Source organism: Pseudomonadota bacterium (genome assembly GCA_039033415.1).
GTDB lineage: Bacteria > Pseudomonadota > Gammaproteobacteria > Xanthomonadales > SZUA-38 > JANQOZ01.
In genome coordinates, this window is the sequence record JBCCCR010000034.1 from 40,611 (window position 1) to 60,899 (window position 20,289).

17 protein-coding genes are annotated in these 20,289 nt (G+C 61.4%); 7 read left to right on the plus strand and 10 right to left on the minus strand.

Annotation, left to right across the window (positions count from 1 at the left end; genetic code table 11):
• Position 1: 1 nt before the first annotated feature.
• On the minus strand, positions 2-1,204 hold the full coding sequence (locus AAF358_22765; protein MEM7708394.1) for an MFS transporter: 1,203 nt from the start codon (positions 1,202-1,204) through the stop codon (positions 2-4).
• Positions 1,205-1,298: 94 nt separating this feature from the next.
• Positions 1,299-1,925: a molybdopterin-dependent oxidoreductase gene (locus AAF358_22770; protein MEM7708395.1), complete on the minus strand. Its 627-nt coding sequence runs from the start codon at positions 1,923-1,925 to the stop codon at positions 1,299-1,301.
• Between the two features lie 123 nt (positions 1,926-2,048).
• On the opposite strand from AAF358_22770, the gene AAF358_22775 reads away from it, so the two are divergent.
• Positions 2,049-2,627, plus strand: coding sequence for a TetR/AcrR family transcriptional regulator (locus AAF358_22775; GenBank protein MEM7708396.1), 579 nt, complete (start codon positions 2,049-2,051; stop codon positions 2,625-2,627).
• Positions 2,628-2,863: 236 nt separating this feature from the next.
• Here the strand turns inward: AAF358_22775 and AAF358_22780 are convergent, their stop codons facing one another.
• Positions 2,864-3,283, minus strand: coding sequence for an Lrp/AsnC family transcriptional regulator (locus AAF358_22780; GenBank protein MEM7708397.1), 420 nt, complete (start codon positions 3,281-3,283; stop codon positions 2,864-2,866).
• Between the two features lie 145 nt (positions 3,284-3,428).
• Between AAF358_22780 and AAF358_22785 the strand changes: the two genes are divergently transcribed.
• Positions 3,429-4,478 carry an ornithine cyclodeaminase gene (locus AAF358_22785; protein ID MEM7708398.1) on the plus strand — a complete coding sequence of 350 codons (1,050 nt, stop codon included), beginning with the start codon at positions 3,429-3,431 and terminating at the stop codon, positions 4,476-4,478.
• A 51-nt stretch (positions 4,479-4,529) separates the two neighbouring features.
• Here the strand turns inward: AAF358_22785 and AAF358_22790 are convergent, their stop codons facing one another.
• Positions 4,530-6,296 carry an acyl-CoA dehydrogenase gene (locus tag AAF358_22790; GenBank protein ID MEM7708399.1) on the minus strand — a complete coding sequence of 589 codons (1,767 nt, stop codon included), beginning with the start codon at positions 6,294-6,296 and terminating at the stop codon, positions 4,530-4,532.
• Positions 6,297-6,675: 379 nt separating this feature from the next.
• On the opposite strand from AAF358_22790, the gene AAF358_22795 reads away from it, so the two are divergent.
• The 3 genes from AAF358_22795 to AAF358_22805 all read left to right on the plus strand — a co-directional run bounded on the left by AAF358_22795 (position 6,676) and on the right by AAF358_22805 (position 11,815).
• Positions 6,676-8,478: a toll/interleukin-1 receptor domain-containing protein gene (locus tag AAF358_22795; GenBank protein MEM7708400.1), complete on the plus strand. Its 1,803-nt coding sequence runs from the start codon at positions 6,676-6,678 to the stop codon at positions 8,476-8,478.
• Positions 8,479-8,683: 205 nt separating this feature from the next.
• Entirely contained in the window at positions 8,684-9,631 is a 948-nt protein-coding gene (locus tag AAF358_22800) for an SDR family oxidoreductase (GenBank protein MEM7708401.1), read from the plus strand.
• Positions 9,632-9,694: 63 nt separating this feature from the next.
• The gene (locus AAF358_22805; protein MEM7708402.1) at positions 9,695-11,815 is read left to right on the plus strand and encodes a PQQ-dependent dehydrogenase, methanol/ethanol family; all 2,121 of its coding nucleotides are present in this window, start codon (positions 9,695-9,697) and stop codon (positions 11,813-11,815) included.
• A gap of 24 nt (positions 11,816-11,839) precedes the next feature.
• Here the strand turns inward: AAF358_22805 and AAF358_22810 are convergent, their stop codons facing one another.
• The 5 genes from AAF358_22810 to AAF358_22830 all read right to left on the minus strand — a co-directional run bounded on the left by AAF358_22810 (position 11,840) and on the right by AAF358_22830 (position 17,755).
• Positions 11,840-12,346 (minus strand): hypothetical protein, encoded by a 507-nt coding sequence (locus AAF358_22810; protein MEM7708403.1) that lies wholly within the window; start codon positions 12,344-12,346, stop codon positions 11,840-11,842.
• 96 nt (positions 12,347-12,442) lie between these two features.
• A complete protein-coding gene (locus tag AAF358_22815) occupies positions 12,443-14,545 on the minus strand; it encodes a TonB-dependent receptor (GenBank protein ID MEM7708404.1) in 2,103 nt (700 codons plus the stop codon).
• Positions 14,542-15,003 carry a hypothetical protein gene (locus AAF358_22820; protein ID MEM7708405.1) on the minus strand — a complete coding sequence of 154 codons (462 nt, stop codon included), beginning with the start codon at positions 15,001-15,003 and terminating at the stop codon, positions 14,542-14,544. Before AAF358_22820 ends, AAF358_22815 begins: the two co-directional genes overlap by 4 nt.
• Before the next feature lie 61 nt (positions 15,004-15,064).
• Positions 15,065-16,498 carry a DUF4331 domain-containing protein gene (locus AAF358_22825; GenBank protein ID MEM7708406.1) on the minus strand — a complete coding sequence of 478 codons (1,434 nt, stop codon included), beginning with the start codon at positions 16,496-16,498 and terminating at the stop codon, positions 15,065-15,067.
• 54 nt (positions 16,499-16,552) lie between these two features.
• Positions 16,553-17,755, minus strand: coding sequence for a hypothetical protein (locus AAF358_22830; protein MEM7708407.1), 1,203 nt, complete (start codon positions 17,753-17,755; stop codon positions 16,553-16,555).
• A gap of 141 nt (positions 17,756-17,896) precedes the next feature.
• On the opposite strand from AAF358_22830, the gene AAF358_22835 reads away from it, so the two are divergent.
• Both AAF358_22835 and AAF358_22840 read left to right on the plus strand, forming a co-directional pair.
• Positions 17,897-18,517 carry a sigma-70 family RNA polymerase sigma factor gene (locus AAF358_22835; GenBank protein ID MEM7708408.1) on the plus strand — a complete coding sequence of 207 codons (621 nt, stop codon included), beginning with the start codon at positions 17,897-17,899 and terminating at the stop codon, positions 18,515-18,517.
• A 1-nt stretch (position 18,518) separates the two neighbouring features.
• Positions 18,519-18,989, plus strand: coding sequence for a cupin domain-containing protein (locus AAF358_22840; protein MEM7708409.1), 471 nt, complete (start codon positions 18,519-18,521; stop codon positions 18,987-18,989).
• 62 nt (positions 18,990-19,051) lie between these two features.
• Here AAF358_22840 and AAF358_22845 read toward each other — a convergent pair whose 3' ends face one another.
• Positions 19,052-20,194, minus strand: coding sequence for an alkane 1-monooxygenase (locus tag AAF358_22845; GenBank protein ID MEM7708410.1), 1,143 nt, complete (start codon positions 20,192-20,194; stop codon positions 19,052-19,054).
• Positions 20,195-20,289 lie beyond the last annotated feature (95 nt).

The window sequence follows — 20,289 nt, forward strand, 5'->3', positions numbered from 1 at the left end:
CTCACCCCGTCTGCTCTGCGGTCTTTCCTTGCCGCGCCAGCAGCGGGCTGCGCCGCACCCAGAACAGCGCGCCCAGCATGATGACCAGCAGCGGCAGCGGCACCGCCGCCGTGTTGAACCAGCCGAACAGGTGCATAGTGGTGCCAGCCAACAGTGACCCGGTAGCGGCCGTGCCGAAGACACAAAACTCGTTGAATGCCTGTGCCCGAAACCGTTCGCTGTCCCGATAGGCGAAAGTCAGCATGGTGGTTCCACCGACGTAGAGAAAATTCCAGCCCACGCCGAGCAAAATCAGCGCCCACGTGTAGTGCCCAAGCGAATGCCCGTCCATGCCGGTAACTAGCGCGGCCAGCAGCAGCAGCGCACCCGCGGTCATCATTTTCAAGACGCCTAGCCGGTCGATCAGAAAACCGGACACCAGCGAGGGTAAGTACATACCCAGCACGTGCGCCCGGATGACCGCCGCTGTCTCAGCCAGCGAATAGCCGTCCACCTCGTGCATGCTGAGCGGGGTGGCCGTCATCAGGAAACTCATCACGCCGTAGCCAGCGGTGCCGCCGAGCACCGCGACGACAAAAACCGGCTGCCGAAGAAGGTCGCGCACCGACCGCCCGCGGTCCGACATTGCGGTGTCCTCCGTGGGTTTAGCCATCCTCAGGGCACCAACGAGAAACGCGCCAAGCAGATACAGACCGCACAGCACCAGCAGCGCAAGATCGTAGGGTGCCGAGGGGTTAACGCGGGCGGCATGCTGGACAAGATAAGGCCCGAGCAACGCGCCGCCGACCGCCCCCAGGAGCACAAAAGAAACGGCTCTGCCCGCGCGAGCCCGGCCAACACTCTCGATGGCGGCAAAACGGTACTGCTGGGAAAACGCCATGTTGATCCCCAGGGCACTCATGGCGCAGCAAAAGCCCAGGAAGCTCCCCTGGGACACGGCCCACAGCGTCAGCGCGGATGCCGTCAGTGCTGACAGACAGCCGACGGCAAAACCGACCGGGCGGCCATAGCGGCGCATCACCAGCGCCGCAGGAATGGTGCTGAGCGCGGTGATGACGACCATCAGGGAAATTGGCAGCGTGGCCAGTGCCGGCACCCGGGTAAGCTGTGCACCGATGATGCTGCCGAGCGTCACCATCACTACCGAACCGGTGGCCGCCACCAGCTGGCAGCAGAACAAGATGAGCAGGTCGCGATTCAACATGGCTGGTGGGTGACCAACATCCGGAAGGTGCGCAGCGTAGCGCACGCGGATCCCCTGCGGCTATGTCGACGGCCGCCGTCGACACACCAGCCCGTCAGCGGTCTTTTTCAAATCGCTTCAGATGGCGGTCGAACAAGCGAGCCGTCTGGTCGACAAATGGCCGATAAACGTGGCGCAGAAGCGTTCCCGGAATCCCACGAGCACGCTCTTCCAGGGCCACCCTGCCCCTCTGGTGCATCATCCAGCGCAGATACCACGGCCGGAAGTGAAATTCCTCCCGCCAAAATTCAATCGCCGCCAGGTGCTTCGCGTTCTTATATCCGTAGTGGCCTGGCGCGACTAGGCGCAGCGGCGCGCCGTGGGCGATGCTCAGGGGCTCACCGTTCAGCGTATCAGCGAGCATGACGTCATCCCCCATCAGGTCTTCCAGCGGCAGGCTGGTTCGGAAACCGTCCTGGCAGCGCAGCAGCACAAACTCTGCATCCGCCACCGGCCGCGCCAGCGGCAGCACCAGCTTTCGATACAGGTCGGCAAAGCGGTATCCACTCCAGCTTAAGCCACTGACGCTCCAGGTCGTCACGCAGTGGAAGTCAGACGTTTGGCCGACACGCTCGAGCTTTTTCAGTTCGTCGCTGAGCTCCAGCGGTTGCTCGACGTCGCCGCCGATAGCCAGCGAAACGGTGCTCGGCTGGTCCGGAAACCGGTTCGCGAATTGGCTCATTCCGAATCGCGGCATCGCGTGCCGCAGCCTTTGGCCGGGAGGTAAGTCGCAAACCTGATTCGTCATGTCATCATCCTCTTTACTAGAACATATGTTCTATTATATAAATACGCTATGGGTCGAGTGTCAACATTTTCGGAGCAGGACGTGTTCCGGACGGTGAGCCGCCAGATGAGCGGCGAGGGGGCGGTAACGTTTCGTTCGCTGGTCAAAGAAACCGGTGTCTCCATCGGCTCGCTGTACCACCGGTTTGACTCGCGAGAGGGATTGCTCGCCGAAACCTGGGCGGACGCGCTGACGAGTTTTCAGAGACGTTTTCTTGCGGCGCTGGAGGATGACGACGAAGACGCGGGAGTGAACGCGGCGTTGGCCACACCGCGCTTCTGCCGCGCTGAACCCGAGAGGGCAGCGCTGCTGGCCTGCTGCCGCGCTTCGGAGTTTCTGTCCGCGGCGACGCCCTCGGCAATCCGCGATTGCATCAACGACGGCAACGACGAGGTGCAGCGGACGGTCAGGCGCTACGCGTCACGCGTCGGTCTGTCGCTGCAGGCATGCCGGATGGGTCTGATGGCCTTTCCGCTGGGGGCCGTTCGCGCCTACCTGCCGAATCGAGTGGTGCCTCACAGCGTTGATCGCTACGTTTCGGCCGCGTTCAGAGCCATCGAGGCAGCAGACCGAAAGCTGGACGCTCCGAAAGACTGAGGCTCCGCTGTTGTCCTCAATCCGTTTCGGGCTGCCGCTGCTAAAGGTGAACGGACTCAACCGGTCAGCGCAGCTTGGACGCGTTCAGGATGCTGGACGGGAACCGCAGCGAGGAGCGGATGCGCTGCAACACCCAAACCTTTGGGATTGATATGGTATTGCAGGCTAGAGGTCTCTCGGCCGAGCACTGGCGTGGAGGTTTACTGAACACGCGCACCAAAAGAACGTCTTGCCAACTACTCGAAAGACTCCAGCAGCAAATTGGATTCGGTCGCCGAAATGCCGGGCAGGAGCCGGATCTCGCCGACGATATGGTTGAACGACGCGAGCGCGTCGGTTTGGACTTCGGCGATCAAATCCCAGCGCCCGGTCGTGTGATGAACCGCCGTGACCTGCGGATGGCCGCGCAATCGAGCGATCACCGCGGCCTCTTCAGCACTCTCCGTCTTGATGCTCATCAGCGCGCGCACCGCCGTGCTGGATAGCTCAGCGCCCAGCTTGACGGTGTAACCCGAAATCACCCCCTGCGCTTCGAGGCGCCGCATGCGGTTCTGCACGGTCGCCCGGGAAACGCCGAGGGCCCGCGCCAGGTCCACCACGGACGTTCTGGCGTTATCACGAAGCAGCGTAATCAGCTTCCGATCTTTACTGTCCAGTTCCACAAAAATCCTCAGATTAGACAAATCGACATTTAGATATTAGCAAAATGCTTATTTAGCCTTCATTCTGTTCATTCTTCCTCCTAAAAATTGGCCACAAACCGCATTACGCTTACCCCTAAATGCTAGAGGAGAAAAAGCGATGACCCGATTTGTCGACGTACCAACCGTCAGCCGTATGATCAACCGCATCGGCCCAGCCGAGTTTGTGAGAGGCATGGCTGACACCATGCGGGAAGACTTCTGCCGCTGGGAGCGCTTTGATAAATGCGCGCGGGTGGCGAGCCACAGCGATGTCGGCGTCATCGAGATCATGCCGATCTCCGACCAGCAGCGTTATGGGTTTAAGTACGTCAACGGACACCCGGGCAACCCCGCGCGAGGAGTCTCCACCGTCATGGCCTTTGGGGCGCTGGCCGATGTGGACACCGGCTATCCGGTGCTGCTGTCCGAGCTGACGCTGGTGACCGCGTTTCGAACAGCTGCCGCCTCCGCGATTGCTGCCCAGGCGCTAGCGCGGCCGGAGTCGCGGACACTAGGCCTGATCGGGTGTGGCGCACAAAGCGAGTTCCAGGTACTGGCGTTTCACACGCTGCTAGGAATCGAAGAGGTCCGCATCTTTGACATCGACCCTGCCGCCATGGAGAAACTGCGTCGCCATATGACGCGCTTCCCGGATCTGCGAGTTCTGCCCGCCGCTTCCGCCGCCGAGGCCGTTCGCGGCGCTGACATTGTGACCACCTGCACCGCCGACAAAACCTGGGCCACCATCTTGACCCCGGACATGGTTGAGCCAGGAATGCATATCAACGGTGTTGGTGGCGACTGCCCCGGCAAAACCGAGCTGCACGTCGACGTGCTGCGGGGCGCCAAGATTTTCGTCGAGTATGAGGCGCAAACCCGAATTGAAGGGGACATCCAGCAGCTGCCGGCGGATTATCCCGTCCACGATCTTTGGCGCGCGATTGCGGATCCGACAGCGGGTCGAGACGATCCGGATCAGGTCACGATTTTTGATTCGGTCGGCTTTGCCCTGGAAGACTTTTCCGCCCTGCGCTACGTCCATCGGATGGCGCTGGAGCTGGAAGAAGGCCAGGACATTGCGCTGATCCCGGAGCTCGACGACCCGAAGGATCTGTTCGAGCGCGTCATCGACAATGCCGGCCAGTCGGTCAGCCGAAAGGCCGCCTGACTTAGTCCGATAAGCGGGACGGCCACTCGGCCGTCCAGCCCGTTACCTCAGTTAGAACTGTTCATCCGCCAGCGCCATGGTGCTGGCGCTGCCGACGGTTGCTGCGGCGAGGTAGGCACTGGAACGCGACAGCAGATGGTCAGCGTAAAACCGTGCCGTGGCGACCTTGGCCTGATAAAACGCCTCGTTGTCGCTGCATTCGTCAAGCCGGCGCTGAGCCGCGACCGCGCTGCGCGCCATCTGCCAGCCACCCACCACGGTTCCGGCGAGCATCAGAAAATTGAATGACGCAGCACCCGGCGCATGCAGGTCGTCGCCGCCGTGGGTCAGGAGCCAGCGCGTGGCCTCCTCGAGCTGACCTGCGGCCTGAGCCAGCGAGTCTTCCCAACCAAAGCCGCCCTGCTCCGCCACGGCGTTGATCTCGGCCAGCATGGCCTGCATCGCCTGACCGCCGTCACGCATCACCTTTCGACCGACGAGATCGCCGGCCTGGATGCCGGTGGTGCCTTCATAGATGGTGGTGATGCGAGCATCCCGATAGTACTGGGCTGCACCCGTCTCCTCGACAAATCCCATACCGCCGTGGATCTGGATCCCGAGGCTCGTAACCTCTTGCGACACCTCGGTGCACCAGCCCTTGACGATTGGCGTGAGCAGCTCCCAGCGGGCCCGGTGCCGGGCGCGGGTTTCTTCGTCCTCGTGGTGTTTGAAGAAATCGCTGGCGGAAGCCGACGCGTAGGCGACCGCTCGGCAGGCTTCGGTTTGGGCTTTCATCAGCATCAACATGCGACGCACGTCAGCGTGTTTGATGATGCTGACCCTCTCCCGCTCACCCGGCAGGTTGCCCTGGACCCGGTCCTTGGCGTAAGTCACCGCCTGCTGGTAAGCGCGCTCGCAAAGGGCGAGACCCTGGAGGCCAACACCGATCCGAGCGTCATTCATCATGGTGAACATACAGGCTAAACCACGGTTTTCCTCACCAACCAGATAACCGATGGCCCCCTCCGATTCGCCGAAGCTCATCACGCAGGTCGGGCTGGCGTTGATTCCCAGCTTGTGCTCGATGGAAACCACCTTCAGGTCGTTGCGCTCGCCCGGCGCGCCGTCAGCGTTGGGCAGGAACTTGGGCACCAGGAACAGCGAAATTCCGCCGACGCCGGGGGGCGCATCGGGCAGCCGCGCCAGCACCAAATGAATAATGTTGCCAGTCAGCTCGTGTTCACCCCAGGTGATATAGATCTTCTGGCCGCGGATTCGATAGTGATCGCCTTGAGGGGTAGCCTCGGTCCGCACGGCGGCCAGATCCGAACCTGCCTGCGGCTCGGTCAAATTCATGGTGGCGGACCATTCACCGCTGATCAGCTTTGGCAGGTAAGCGTCTTTCAGAGCGCCCGCGGCGTGCGCCTCGATGGCCTCGATGGCACCTTTGGTCAGCAGCGGGCAAAGCGACAGCGACAGGTTGGCGGAATTCCACATCTCCTCCACGGCCATGCTGACCAGCTGCGGCAGACCTTGACCGCCAAACTCAGGGTTGTGGACCAGGCTCAGCCAACCGCCATCCGACAATTCGCTGTAGGCCTCACCAAATCCATCGGGGAGGAGGACCTGGTCCCCCTCGACGCGGGCACCCTCCGTGTCGCCCACCCGATTCAGCGGGGTCAGCACCTCACCGGCCAGTTTCGCTGCTTCCTCCAGTACGGTTTCCACAAGCTCCGGCGACGCCTCTTCGAAACCTGGCAGCGAGGCAATCTCCTCGAGCCCGGACAGCTCGTGCTGAACGAACTGCATATCGGTGACGGGGGCACTATAGGTGGTCATTTCTTAATCTCCATTCATCATTTCAGTCGCTTTGCGCCACGCGTTCCTGAGAGCAAAGCAGTCCATATCTGTGTCGCGGCCATCGCAGAGACCGCCCCTTTCCTGGCCGGCCAGCGGCAACGAACGTTCTTCAGGCCGGCGGTAGATTCTGGGTACTTTCAGGTGTCCGTACTCAAGCCTTGAGGGTGTCGCTGATCTTACAGCCGGACTGGCCACGAAGTCACATGAAGACCATTCGCTCGACGCCAGTTCGAATAGATATGCGCGAATCGTGGCGATGCAAGTCCTGACCTCGCTTTTCTGACCGCAGTTTTTCCCGCGCTGCTTGCCATTTGTGCTGGTGTTATCCTAGTTCACGAGGAGTTCAGTCGAGCGACCCATGCTCAGATATCGCGCGTTCATCAGCTATTGTCATCACGACGAGATTGCAGCCACTCGGCTGCACGAAGCGCTGGAGCGATACCGTTTGCCCACAACCGTGACCCGAGAGACCGGCGTTGCGAGGGTAGTACCCATATTTCGGGACAAGGAGGTTCTCGGGGCATCCGCTGACCTCACCCAGGAACTCGTCGATGCGCTAAGCCAGTCTGAAAACCTGATCGTGCTGTGCTCGGTGAGTGCACGCAACTCGGAATGGGTAGATCGCGAAATCCGGGCATTTCAGGAGTTGCGACCGCTCGGTCGCATTCTCGCCGTCATCGTCGATGGTCAGGGTGAACCGCACGAGCTGTTTCCTCCTGCACTTCTGGAAGGCGACAGCGAACCACTGGCTGCGGATCTGCGGCAGCAAGGTGATGGGCGAAAAGACGGTCTACTGCGGCTTGTAGCGGGCCTCGTGGGTACCAGTTTCGAGCGACTCAAGGGACGGGCCGAGCGGAGACGGTTATGGGCGGTTGCCGCTTTGGCGGTGGTAAGCCTGGTCGGCATGACGCTGGCGATTGGCGTCGCCTCCATTGCTGTACGGGCAGAGCGCGAGGCAAGTCGCCAGGCTGAGATTGCGAACAGCATTTTTTTGTTTATGAACAACCTGTTTCGCTCCGCGAAACCCGCGGACAAAAATCCAGATTCGGTCAAAGTCATTGATCTACTGGAACTCGGCAGGGCCCGGATCGACGACATCGAAGATGCGACGGTCAAGATTCGATTACAGAACTCGATTGCAGACGCCTATGTCAGCCTCACCGCGTTTGATCACGCGGAACCACTGCTACGAGATTCGCTTAAACTGAACGACGAACTCAACGGAGCACAGGACTCGAAGGCATTCGAAACACTGCTCCTCCTGTCAAACCTGATGAAGCAGCGCGGTTCCCTTGAACAGGCCGAATACTACTCACGGCGGGCTATAGATCTAAACTATGACGACACGGATGCGCAACAGCGCCATTACGCCCGTGCGATGGGAACCCTGGCGCTGATCCAAAGCGACATGGGACGACACGAAGACGCGGAGGCGAGCTATCGCGCAACACTGAAAATCAAGGAACAGCTACCGCCGGATCGACAGCTTCTCCTGAGCTCTACGCTATCCAATCTCGCAATTTCCAACCACAGACTTGGCAGGTATTCGGAGGCGCTCGGTTACTACCGTAGAGCCCTGGCTGATGAAGTGCACTACGCAGGAGAGGAGCATATTCGGGTCGCCGGGATTTTGCACAATATGGCGAACGCGCAGCGCCAGCTGGGAGACCTGCAGGGCGCTGAGGAGGGATACAAGCGCGCGCTGACGATCAAGCGCAGAGTGCTTGGCGAGGCCCACCCCAGCGTGGCGAGCACGCTGAACGGAATGGGAACGCTGGCAGCCGAACGAGGCGATTTTGACGCTGCCTTGAACCTGTTCATGGACTCGGCCGAGATCAAAACAGCAGCGTTGGGCGAATCTCACTATTCAGTGGCCAACAGCCTTACGAACGCCGCTGACGCAAACCTGGCGCTGGGGAACTTAAGTGAAGCGGAGTTGCTTGCCGAGCGCGCCCTGACGATCAGACGCGTGGCTTTCTCGAATCAGCATGATCTGGTTGCAAGATCATTGATGAGTTTAGGGGACATTCGAGCCAGGCAAGATCGAACTGAGGAAGCCCGCGAATACTATCGCGACGCACTCGATATGTTTGTCGCCACGCTCGGGGCAGATCATGAAGAGGCTTTGCGCGCCAGCGAGGCCCTCAACAGGATGAAGTGACGCTGGAACAGCCTACCGCTGTTTTTGACTGACAGGCTCCAACTCTTCTCTTCTCAATCTGCCAGTATTGACCGTCCGACCCTCGTGAGGCTCCGAGCCCTTGTGGCGGCGCGAACAAAGCATCCAGATCTCGAATAGCCTCGCCGCAGCGGATCAGGCATAGTCGAGCGTCATCACGACTGAACTTCACCGGAAAAGCACGCCCATGAAGACCCTGATCTCAGCCGCTGTCCTGATCCTTTGCTTCCTAGAGGGCAACGCCTTCGCTGATGAGACAAGCCAGAAGGCCGTCCTGGTCACAGGGGCGAGTTCGGGCAGCGGACGCGTGATCGCCGAGACCCTGGCGCAGCGGGGCTACTTCGTCTACGCAACGGCTCGCAAGCAGGCAGACCTCGACGCGATCAACGCGATCGACAACATCCAGGCCGTACGCCTCGACGTCACCGAGCAGGCTGAGATCGACGCGGCGGTCGAGACCGTTCGAAGAGGTGGCCGGGGACTCTACGGGCTGGTCAACAATGCCGGTGTCGGCGTGATGGGCCCGCTGATCGAGATTCCGGAATCCGAGGTCGACTTTGTCATGGAGGTCAACGTCCTCGGGCCTTATCGAGTGACACAGGCGTTTGCGCCGATGATCATCGAGTCGAAGGGGCGCATCACCACCACCGGCTCGATCTCCGGAATCTTGTCGAGCCGCTTCTATGGCCCCTACAGCATGAGCAAACACGCTATGGAGGCTTTCACCGATTCACTGGCCGCCGAGATGGAGAAGTTCGGGGTCTACGTGAGCATCATCGAGCCGGGCGGCTTTAGTTCCAAGATCGGCAAGAGCATCTACGAGAAAATGCAGGCGGACGGTTTCAGCATGGAAGACTCCCGGTATAAAGAAGAATGGGAGAGCAACTGGCTCCTGAGCGGTAAAGGCGAAATCGCTATCGACAATGATGTGCCCGAACGGATCGCGGCCGCCGTCATCGACACCCTCGAAGCCAACAGCCCACGCAGACGCTACATGGTTGTCGGCGCTCGCGATTCGGCGGTCGCCACCATTCGGCAAGCGATGCAGGAGATGGTCCAGCTCAACCAGGGCCAGCCCCACGCGCTCAGTCGCGAAGAACTCGTTGCCATGCTCGATGAGCTGATCGGCGAATGATCGGGTTACGGGAGCCGCTGGCGAGTCTGCCTATGGGGCCTTTTCTAGTTGAGTAACTGCACGATGACCAGCAATTCCAAACTCCTGCGTTGGCTTGCCTGCCTAAGCGTCGTCGCGCTGGGTGTTCTCATCGGGGCCTGCAGCGAGCCGCCTGAGGACGGCGTTGCGCGAGAGGCAAAACCACAACCCGATGCCCTGGCCAGCACAGGTTTTGAGTCGCGCGGCGATGTCGACTGGACTCTGCACGGCAATGATCCCGGAGAGAAGCGCTTTTCAACGCTGGACCTGATCAACCGGGACAACGTCAACCGCCTGGGGCTTGCGTTCGAAGTGCCGCTGCAGTCCACGCGCGGCATCGAGGTGACGCCCATCATGGTGGACGGCACGCTGTACCTCACCAGCACGTGGTCGCGGGTGCTGGCGGTGGATGCGGTCAGCGGCGCCGTTAAGTGGCGCTTCGATCCACAGGTCCCTCGATCCTGGGCGCGGAAGTTGTGCTGCGATGTTGTCAACCGCGGCGTCGCCGTCTGGGGCAACCGGGTCATCTTCGGGACGCTTGATGGCCGCCTGATCTCACTGGATCGTGGGTCCGGTGAAGTCGTTTGGGAAATCGATACGCTGATCGACCGCAATCGGTGGTATTCGATTACGGGCGCGCCGCGCATCGTTAAGGACAAAGTCATAATCGGCAACGGCGGGGCTGAGTATGGCGTTCGCGGTTACGTCAGCGCCTACGCGGTGGACAGCGGTGAGCTGGCCTGGCGCTTCTTCACCGTTCCCGGCGACCCGGCACAGCCGTTTGAACACCCGGAGCTCCAAAAGGCCGCGGCAACGTGGGAGGGCGTTCCGGACTGGAGCGGCCTTGGCGGCACGGTTTGGGATTCCATGGCCTACGATGCCGAACAGAACCTGCTTTACGTAGGCACCGGGAACGGGTCGCCCTGGTCTCGCGACAAGCGAAGTGCTGGCGGTGGAGACAACCTGTTTCTCGCTTCAATTCTCGCGCTGAACCCCGACACCGGCGAGCTGGTGTGGCATTACCAGACGACCCCTGGAGACAACTGGGACTACACGGCCACCCAGCAGATCACGCTCGTCGATCTGATGATCGACGGCGAGCCGCGCAAGGTACTTATGCAGGCGCCCAAGAACGGGTTTTTCTATGTGCTGGACCGCACCGACGGCGAGCTGATTTCCGCCGAGCCGTTTGTCCACGTGAACTGGGCCAGCCACGTCGACCCGGAGAGCGGCCGGCCGGTGGAGACCGGGCTGGGCGAGTACAACAACGAGCGCGACGCGTACGTATTTCCCTCGCCCGCCGGCGGGCACAACTGGCAGCCGATGTCATTCAGCGAAGCGACGGGCCTGGTTTACATCCCGACGCGCGACGTAGGCTGGGTGTTCACGCCGGAGGACGACAAGTGGTTTACCTACGGCGTGGACAACCTGGAGGAGCTTACGGGTGGCGCCAAAGTGCCGGACGTCGCCGGTCACCTCAAAGCCTGGGACCCTAGACTGCAGAAAGTCGTCTGGCAAAAGGAGTCCACGCTGATCTGGAACGGCGGCGTGCTGTCGACATCCGGTGGGCTTGTGTTTTACGGCACCGCCGCCGGCGAGCTGCTGGTGCTGGATGACCGCAGTGGTGAAACCCTACACACCATCCCTCTAGGAACCGGCGTGATTGCGCCACCGATCACCTACGCCATCGACGGCGTGCAGTACGTCGCGCTGGCTGCCGGTTGGGGCGGACCGGCATTCAATACGATGCAAGGCACAGAAGCGGCCATGACCTACCTCAACAGCGGCCGTCTTCTGGTGTTCAAGCTGGATGGTGGTCCCGTGCCGATGCCGGCAGCTCGCCCGCCGCTCGCACCGTTTCATGCGCCGGATTTGGTTCAGCTTGACTCAGCAACCCTCGAGCACGGCCGCGGGCTCTACGGCGTCCACTGCGGTGCGTGTCATGGGTTTTACGGCAGCACGCCGCTGCTGCCGGACCTGAGACGCCTGACCCCGGAAAAGCATGCGCTGTTCAGCGAGATTGTGATCGGCGGCGCTTTGGAAGCGAACGGCATGCCGAATTTCTCCGACACCTTTAGCGAAGCGGACGTGTTGGCGATCCAGGCATACGTGACGAGTCTTGCGCGAGAGGCACTTGCTGCCGAGGCATCACCCTCTGCCCCATAAAACCTGGGGAAGGACGGCGATTCCTCAGGGATTGAGTTGAACCGGGTGAAAACCGCCCGCGGCATTGCTCCCGCGGAGCTCGCTGATGCGGCGCCGCAGTGACTCGCGCTCCTGGCTGATCAAATGCCAATAGCGGCTCTGGCAGGGCTGACTGTTGCCGATCAATCGAACCTGCTCGCGATCGTCAAAATGCAGCGTGTTGGTGAAGCGGCAATCATCGATCTGTCGCGAGTAGCCGTCGATGACCTTTTGCGAGAGACGTCGTGCAGCGGCAACCTGCTGGCGAATCTCGTCGCTGTCGGCATCAGTTTCCCGCCCCTCGTCAGCGACCTCCGGCGGAAGATCCTCCAGCGTTGGCGCCGGCACGGGGTAGGGCCACAGCGGGTCCGCTGGCGCCGACGCTGCCTGAGCAGCCGCGACGGTTCCTGCTTGCGGCGAAGCGGGTGCATCGGCGGCGCTGACCAGCGGCCACGCCAGCGGCGCGACCAGCACAATGGCTTTTGACAGGTTGTTCATCACGTTCGACCTCATGTCATCATCCTACGGCAACCGGACGCAGGCACCAATCAGGAAAGACTTGGTGGTGTCGTCAGCTTCAGCCGTCGCGCAACGAATCCCAACTTCCGGCTAATCCCAATGCCAGCTGACGGATCCCCGCAGGCTGCGCGGCTCAAGCGGGTGAAAATGAACGTCGTCGACCCCAGCTGCCGACTCTCCTGGAAGACGGGATCGATAGAAATAGGCCACGTCGCTGTCGCGGGAATTGAAGAGGTTGAAAACATCGAGCCGCAGCTCCAGGTTTTGTCGTCGATAGGATAGACCAGCGTTCGCCAGGAACGAGCTGCGGCTGCGCACCGAGTTGTCTTCGACAAGCGGCGCCGGGCCAAGCCATCGCAATCGAGCACTGGCGGAAACCCCGTTCTGCCACGCCGCGTTCAGGCCCAGCGTGCCTGTCGAAGCAATCGCGCCGGGAATCCGTCTTCCGCCAGCCTGAGGCCCTCGAAACCGTGCCTCGGTAGCGGTTACGGCGGCGTTAAGCGCCAGCCAGTCGTTGGCCTGCCAGAACGCGGAAGCCTCAACGCCGGTGCGCCGGGTCGGACCATTCGCCTCGGTGGTTCCCGCGTCGCCGACGTAGACCAGCTCTGAATCAAGGTCGAGCCGAAAAGCGGTGACCGATACATTTAGATCATTGCCAGCTTCGTAACGCAGCCCCACTTCTGCGCCTTCCGAAGCCACGAGCACGGGCACAGACGCCGCCGGATCGCCGCTCACCGGATCAACGGCGATGGTTGCGCCCCTCACATCGTTGGAATGGAAACCGCGCCCATAGTTGAGATAAGTCTCAACACTGTCGGAGGCTCGCCAGGCAAGCGTGGCTTTGGGGCTCGACAGCGCGTCGCTGGCGCGGCCGGAATTAGCCTCGCGCAGAGCGTCGACGTCCCAGCCGTAGAAATCGGTACGAAGTCCGAGCATAGCGCGAAGGCTGTCTGTGGGTGCCCATCGGGCGTCTGCCCAAAGGCCAAGCGACCATTCATGCAGCCGGTCTTGCCGTACCGTGCCCAGACGTCGTCGCCCGGCCGTGCGATAGAGCCCGACCTCCTGAGCATCGTCCCATCGAAATTCTGCGCCCCAACGAACGGCATCGACCGGAGTGATCGACCTCAGCGTGTTCTCACCGCGTAAACCCAGACCCAAAACCCGGCGGCGGTCGCGCTGCTCGAACTCGTCGCCAGCGAGGGGGTCTTCCAGAAAATAGGTGAAGTTGGAATAGAGGGTGAAGTCGTAGTCGACCGCATATGCGTTGATGGAAAAGCCCTCAAGATCCAGCGCGCCGGTCAGGGCCAAACGAGAAGAGCGACCGCCAAGATCTTCATCCAGGTTCCCCAGCCGGCTGATGATTCCCTGGCGTACGGCCCGCTGAGGAATTTGGTCAGTCGCCGTCCACCGGCTGTCATAACCCTGTAGCGTCATGCGCAGATCGGCTTCACCGACACGACCTGCATAGGCGCCAAAGAGTTTGAACTGACGAAGCCGTTCATCAAGCTCCCACGGGCCGCGATAGCCGGTCAGATCAACGGCCCCGGTGAACCCAGTCTGCTGGTCATGCTGAGAGGCGGCGGCGAGTACGCGCTGAAAACCAAACTCTCCCGACGTAACTGTCAGCACCGATTCATCCAGATGATCATAGAGATCAAATTCGACGCTCGCGGCCGAAGAAAAGTCCCCGACCTGCGCCGCATAGGGCCCGCGCTGATAGCGGGTTTTCTCGACCAGTTCCGGAATCAAGAAATTGAGATCCAGGTAACCCTGACCATGCCCGTGGCTGCGTAGGTTAACGGGAACACCTTCCACGGAGACGGCAAAGTCTGTGCCGTGATCAAGATTGAAGCCTCGGATAAAGTACTGATTCGCCTTGCCGGTACCGGAATGCTGAGTCGCCACCATGCCGGGGACCGCCTCAACCAGCTCACCCACCCGCAGCAGCGGGGGCAGCCGAATGTCGTCATGGGCGACGATTCCCGCCGACGCCGAAAGGTGGTTTCCCAGCTGCTGCTGCGCTCGCCCATAGACAACAATTTCCTCCAGCTCGACGACGTTCTTGTCCGGCTCCGCTTCCTGTGGCGAGGGCGAGGAAGGCTCAACGGAACCGAGCGCTGACCCGCACCAGACCACCGCCGCGCACAACCCAACCGAGCTTCGCCGTCTTCGCGATACTCGAAGCCCCATCATCGGTGAGTTCCGCTGGCGCCGATTGTCGTGGGGTTCGACACTGCCTGCGCCGGAGCGGCCGATCCTTCGGTTGGCAGCAGCCACCGATCCTGCCACTGGCTGAGTACCGCCCGGCGCGAACCGTCGCAGCTGGTCGCCAGCACCCGGTGCCCATGAGGCAATTGCGCCAAACCGACGGCCGTCAGCTCCACGTCGTCATCGACGTCGAGTCCGGCAAACGACCAGCTCAGCTTGACGTTGTGCTGCCCGGCTCGCTCGAAGGCCGTGACTTGCTGAGCCCCGCGACTTCCCTTGAGTTCCACCCAGCTACGGCCGACGCCGGCAGCTTCGTGCAGCTCCCAGGTCACCTCTACCGTCGAGTCCCCGCGGCACAGCTGGAGCGTGCTGACGCCACCGTCGTGGGCCCAGACGCCCACACAGAATCCTGCCGCCAAGGCGGCGCTTATCCATCGCTTCATGGTTTTCTCCTTCGGATGGTGGCGGCCGAAACGGCCGCCACCGCTGTCACCGCCTGACGGGTCAGGGGTTGTGTTTTACGTTACGACCGTTATGCGGCGTGGCTGCATAAGGAAAGACTTTGTTGTAGCCGATGTCGTTGGCGCTAACGTTGTCGATACCATCGGCCACCGTGATCTGCAGATTGTCGAGGTCGCGCAGGTCACTCAGGGCTGCCGATACCGCAATATCAACCACGTCGTCCCCGAAACGCCGGCCGTTGGGCCAGCCGCCGGGCACCGCGCCATCACCAAAGCCGTTGCTGATCTGGCTGACCAGCACGTCTCCGCCAAAAATAGACAGACGGGAGAACCCTTCGTCGTCCGGATTGGTGGCGTGGTCCGCACCAGAGCCGGCCAGGCGAGCGGCTTCGGTCGACAGGTCAACCTTGATAACGTCAGGAATAAAGATCCCGGCCAGGTCCGATCGGTCGCTGGCCAGCGCTACCTCTTCGCCCCCAAAAATCAGGGCATTGATCAGTGCGGCTAGTTCCGGCGTCTCGGCATATTTGCGAAACAGTCGGGCATCAACATGAGGCAGCGACTGGTTGTAGAGATCCTTGTCCTCCAGCGCAATAAAGCCTTCGGCAAAGAGCGGATTGCCCTGACGCCCGACCTGGCGATGCAGGCCCTGGGCCCGCCCGAATATCGACACCACCTGCCGGCTGGTCGTCGCAAACACACCCACCTGCTGCAGATCGCCACCCAGTTCCTCTACGGGGATGTTGAGCACGATGGTGTGGACGTTGAAGCCTGACTGGCTGTCGAACACGTCATCGCCATTACGCAGCGAAAGCAGGTCGAAAATGGCCTGGATGTCAGCATAGAAGCCGTCATCGCGCTGTCCCGCAAAGGCCAGGTAACCGTCGTCCAACTCAGCGACCGTTTGGCTGGTATAACGATCGAGCTCAGCGGCTGTTGCCACGCCATCGCGGGCCGGCGCTTCGCCGTCGTTATTGGTGTTGTAAAACGGCGTTGCGATACCCTGGTTATTCGGCGGCACCACGCCAGATCCGAGGAGCTCGCGGCGATTCCGACCTCGTTCTCGACGATCGATTTTGGTCACCGAGTAGGTCTGGGTGCGGTTCTGTGCTTCGTCATCAACGTTTTCAATCACGCCGAGGTAACCCTGCAGAATCGTTTGCTGGTTCTTAAAGGCGGTATCGAAGTCGAACCGGTACGTAATGGTGGGCCGCCCACGAGCCAGATCGTCGCCGAGACTGACATGGATCTCATAGCGTACGGTCGGATCGAAGTCATACGCGTTGGGCCCGATGCCTGGCTCCTCGAACGGATAGACCGACAGCGAGGTGCTCAGGTACTTCTGATTCCCGTCGCTCGCCACAAAGGCATAGACATCGGTCGTGTTGGCCGGATCGTCGCGGGTGATCAGCGGCGCATCCATGTGGCTGGACGCCAGGACGCTGCCGCTGGCCGCGACCAGGCTGGCAAGAAGCATCGGTCTCCAGGCCGACTTTGAGGGGCATAACTTTGGCAAAATCATCTTATTCTCCTAAAGGTTTTGCGGTTGAAGCGCTGAGTCTTTGAGACGGGCATAGATCTCCCGCTCCCGCGGACTCAGCAGAAAAAATTGTTGGGACAAGCGAGCCAGGTGCCGCTCGCTAGCGGGAGCATCCTCACGCTGCGCCGCGACCATGGCGGCCACCAGGTAGGGCAAGGGTTCCGGGTATCGGCTCACGAGCGCCTCCCGAATCTTGAGTTCCGCCGCCGCGGCGTAGCCCAGTTCGAGATCCGCCCAGGCTGCTAGGGCCAGCGTAACGGGGTCCCGCCGCTGCAGCAGCTCGCCGCGCAGCAGCTGCGCGGCGGTTGCAGTGTCCCGCGCATCGAGCAGCAGGTTGCGGGCGTAGCCCCGCGCATCCAGCCGCCCCCCATTGCTCGAGCGAACCTGATTCAAACCCTGCTCCTCAGCACAGGCCGGCAGTTCGCTGAACCAGGCGACAGCGTCCGGAGCCGGGTGATCTTGGATCAACCCGGCTAGCGTGGTGCAGGCAGCAATGGACTGGTCGCCAGCCACCTGGGCCCTGGCGAGCAGCAGACGGGTACCGGGGTTGGGTGCCAGGCGAACGCTGTCCCGGAGCATGTCGGTGGCGGCGGTAATCTCGCCCTGCGTCAACAGGAAGCGCCCCCCGAGCCGCAACGTGAACGCAAGCTCGCTCGTATCCGATGATCGGCTCGCGCCTTCCAGCGCGAGTTCCAGCAACTCCAGCGCGCCCTCCACGTCACCCGACAGGTAACGCACCTGCGCGCCTCTCGCGTAGGCCGATGGCGAGGGTTTGAGGTTGATCTGCTGCTGGTAATGCTCCGCCGCCTTCACGACGAGTCCTTGTTCCAGCCGAATGTCTCCAAGAAGCTGATGCACGGCCGCGATGGGCGCAGTTTTCAGCAGCGGCTGCACAACGCGATAGGCTTCATCAAAGCGATGCAGCTGCTGCAGCGCAAAACCCTGAAGCAAAACCGCTTCGGTTTGCTGCCGCGGATCGCGCCGAAATTGAGTGGCGATGGCGAGCGCAAAACGGTAGAAGCCAGGGTCTCCAGTCTGCTGACCCAGGGCGGCAAGCTGCCAGCCCCCAGCTAACGTACACTCGGTCTGCGGTGCAGCGAGTTTCAGCCAATCGCAGTCCAGGCTCGGCCGGTTCTTGCTGACAGTCTGGCTGCTGAGCAGCAGGCTCAACAGCAGGATAGGTAATGCTTGCATCAGATCGCTCCATCAAGCGGCTCGGTTTGGTGAGTCATTACGAAACCGCGAGCGATCCGGATGCAGAAAATTTGCCTGCATCCGATTGACGATTGGCCGCGTATTAGGGGTGGAGATCATCGAATATCAGGAAAGAAAATCGTGCCCGATCCGTTCAACCTTTCCGGCGAATATGCTGGCACTCTCAGTCCGGCACGCGCGGTGAAAACCGACACGCTGGCCCACAGCGACCAGCAGCATGCGTCGCTAATTACGCAGATTGCCGCCGGACAAGAAGGCGCCATGAACCGCTTCTACGATCTGACCATCGACTTCGCCTTCAGCATTGCCTTTGCGGTTCTGCGACAGGCGGAGGACGCCGAGGAAGCCGTATTGGACGCATATACTCAGGTTTGGCGAACGGCCGGCAGCTACAATCCCCGCCGGGGTAGCGGCCTGGGCTGGCTGGCGGTACTGGTTCGCAGCCGCGCCCTGGATCAGCTGCGCCGGCGCCGTGATCATAGCGATAACGTACCGGACGCCGCCGACAACAACCCGGGGCCAGGGGAACTTCTGGACCTGGTCACGCGGGGCTCCGCACTGACCACCGCCCTGGCGTCGCTGAACGACGCCCAGCAGCAGGTCTTGAGCCTGGCCTTCTTAAGAGATTATTCCCATAGCGAGATAGCCGAGGTCTTGGGCATGCCGCTGGGAACCGTTAAATCACACGCCCGCCGTGCCATTAACGCGCTGCGCCAAAATGACACGATCAGGGAGCAATGACATGGAAGACAAAAAGGATAAGGTGTTGAACGATATCGACATCGAACTGTTTGCCCGCGGACTCAAGCCCGCACCACTGGCCGACCGGCGCCGCGCCCGCATCAAGGATCGGCTGATGGAAAGAGTCGAGGAGGATCCGGGCCTACACCTGATTCGAACCGACGACGGTCAGTGGAAGAGCCTCGGGGCAGGTATCCAGGTAAAAACCTTGTATCGAAGCCCGGTTAATGGCCGCGTTACCGCTTTGTGGAAGGTTGATGCCGGCGTAGTGCTGGACGGTCACGATCACGACGAAGACGAAGAGTGCCTGGTGCTTGAGGGAGAGCTTGTGGTCAACGGAGTTGCGGTGAGGGCCGGAGACTACATGCTCGGCAAAAAAGGCCAGCCACATCCGCCGATCGAATGCCCCCGCGGAGCCCTGCTGTTGGTTCGGGGTCAACTGCCGGAAATCGACGGCCTGGGGCTGGGCTGAGCCTCGGCCAAACACCTACGAGGTGAGGCTTGACCTCCGTCAGCTGGAACTTAGGTGGCCGCCTAAGCTTCTGCCTGGACGCCGGGCTGCAGATTCGCGCGAGACAGATCACCCCGATAGTGGGCTCGGACCTTGGGATCCATCACCCGGCGCCACAGCGGTGGAACGCCGGCGAGCATAATCATCGCGGCGTAACCGGCCGGCAGCTGGGGCGCACCCTCCATGTGTCGCAGCGCCTGGTAGGCTCGACTGCCGTGGGCGTGATGATCCGCATGCCGCTGCAGCTGGTAAAGCATCAAGTTCGAAACGCGATGATTGCTGTTCCAGGAGTGCTCGGGCCTTGGTCGTTCGAGCTTGCCACCCGCGTCCCGCTGCCGCAGCAGCCCGTAGTGTTCGACGTAATTGACCGTTTCGAGCAGCAGGAACCCGATCACCATCTGCAGGAGCAGCCACGGCAACACCGACCAGCCGAAGCCGGCGAGGATGGCCGCGAACAACGCGATCGTCAGCACCCAGCCCTGGAGATTCTGGTTCTGGGTTGACCAGACCGACCGTCCCTTCCGCGAGAGTCGATCTCTCTCGAGCCGCCATGCCGACTGCAGGCTACCCCACACCGTGCGTGGCCAGAATCGATACAGCGATTCACCGCAGCGGGCGCTGGCGGGGTCTTCGAACGTGGCGACCCGCACGTGGTGACCCCGGTTGTGCTCAACATAAAAATGTCCGTAGCCGGACGGAGCCAGCGCTAGCCGCGCCAACCAGGCCATCAGTCGACCTTTCTTGTGGCCGAGTTCATGCGCCGCGTTGATACCGCCAGCACTCGAAAGGCCAATGGATATGGTGAGCCCTAGCTTAGCGATCAGCGACAGGTCCAGCTCGGTCAGCGCCCAGGCACCGGCCACAATCAGGACGTACTGAAGCGGTATATGGGCAATCACGAGCGATCGGTAGTAGGAGTCTGACTCCAGCCCCGCCACGGCAGCTTCCGGGGGGTTGGCCTGGTCCTCACCCACCCAGACGTCGAGCAATGGGAGGAGCGCATAAACGTAGATTGGCGTCAAAAACCACCACACGTCCCAGCCGGTGGCCAGTGCGGCCCCGGCCCCCACAAACGGTAGCACCAGGCCGGTCAGGCTCAGGAGCCACAGATACCGATTCCGGTCTTTCCAGACACCAGGGCCAAGGGTCTCGGCGGTTGCGCTCATGCAGTTTCTCCGTTTTCTGCTCCCAAGTATGCTTGCCAGTTGCACTCACAATTTGACATTTCGTGCCTAAAAGTTGACATTCGGTGCCATATGGC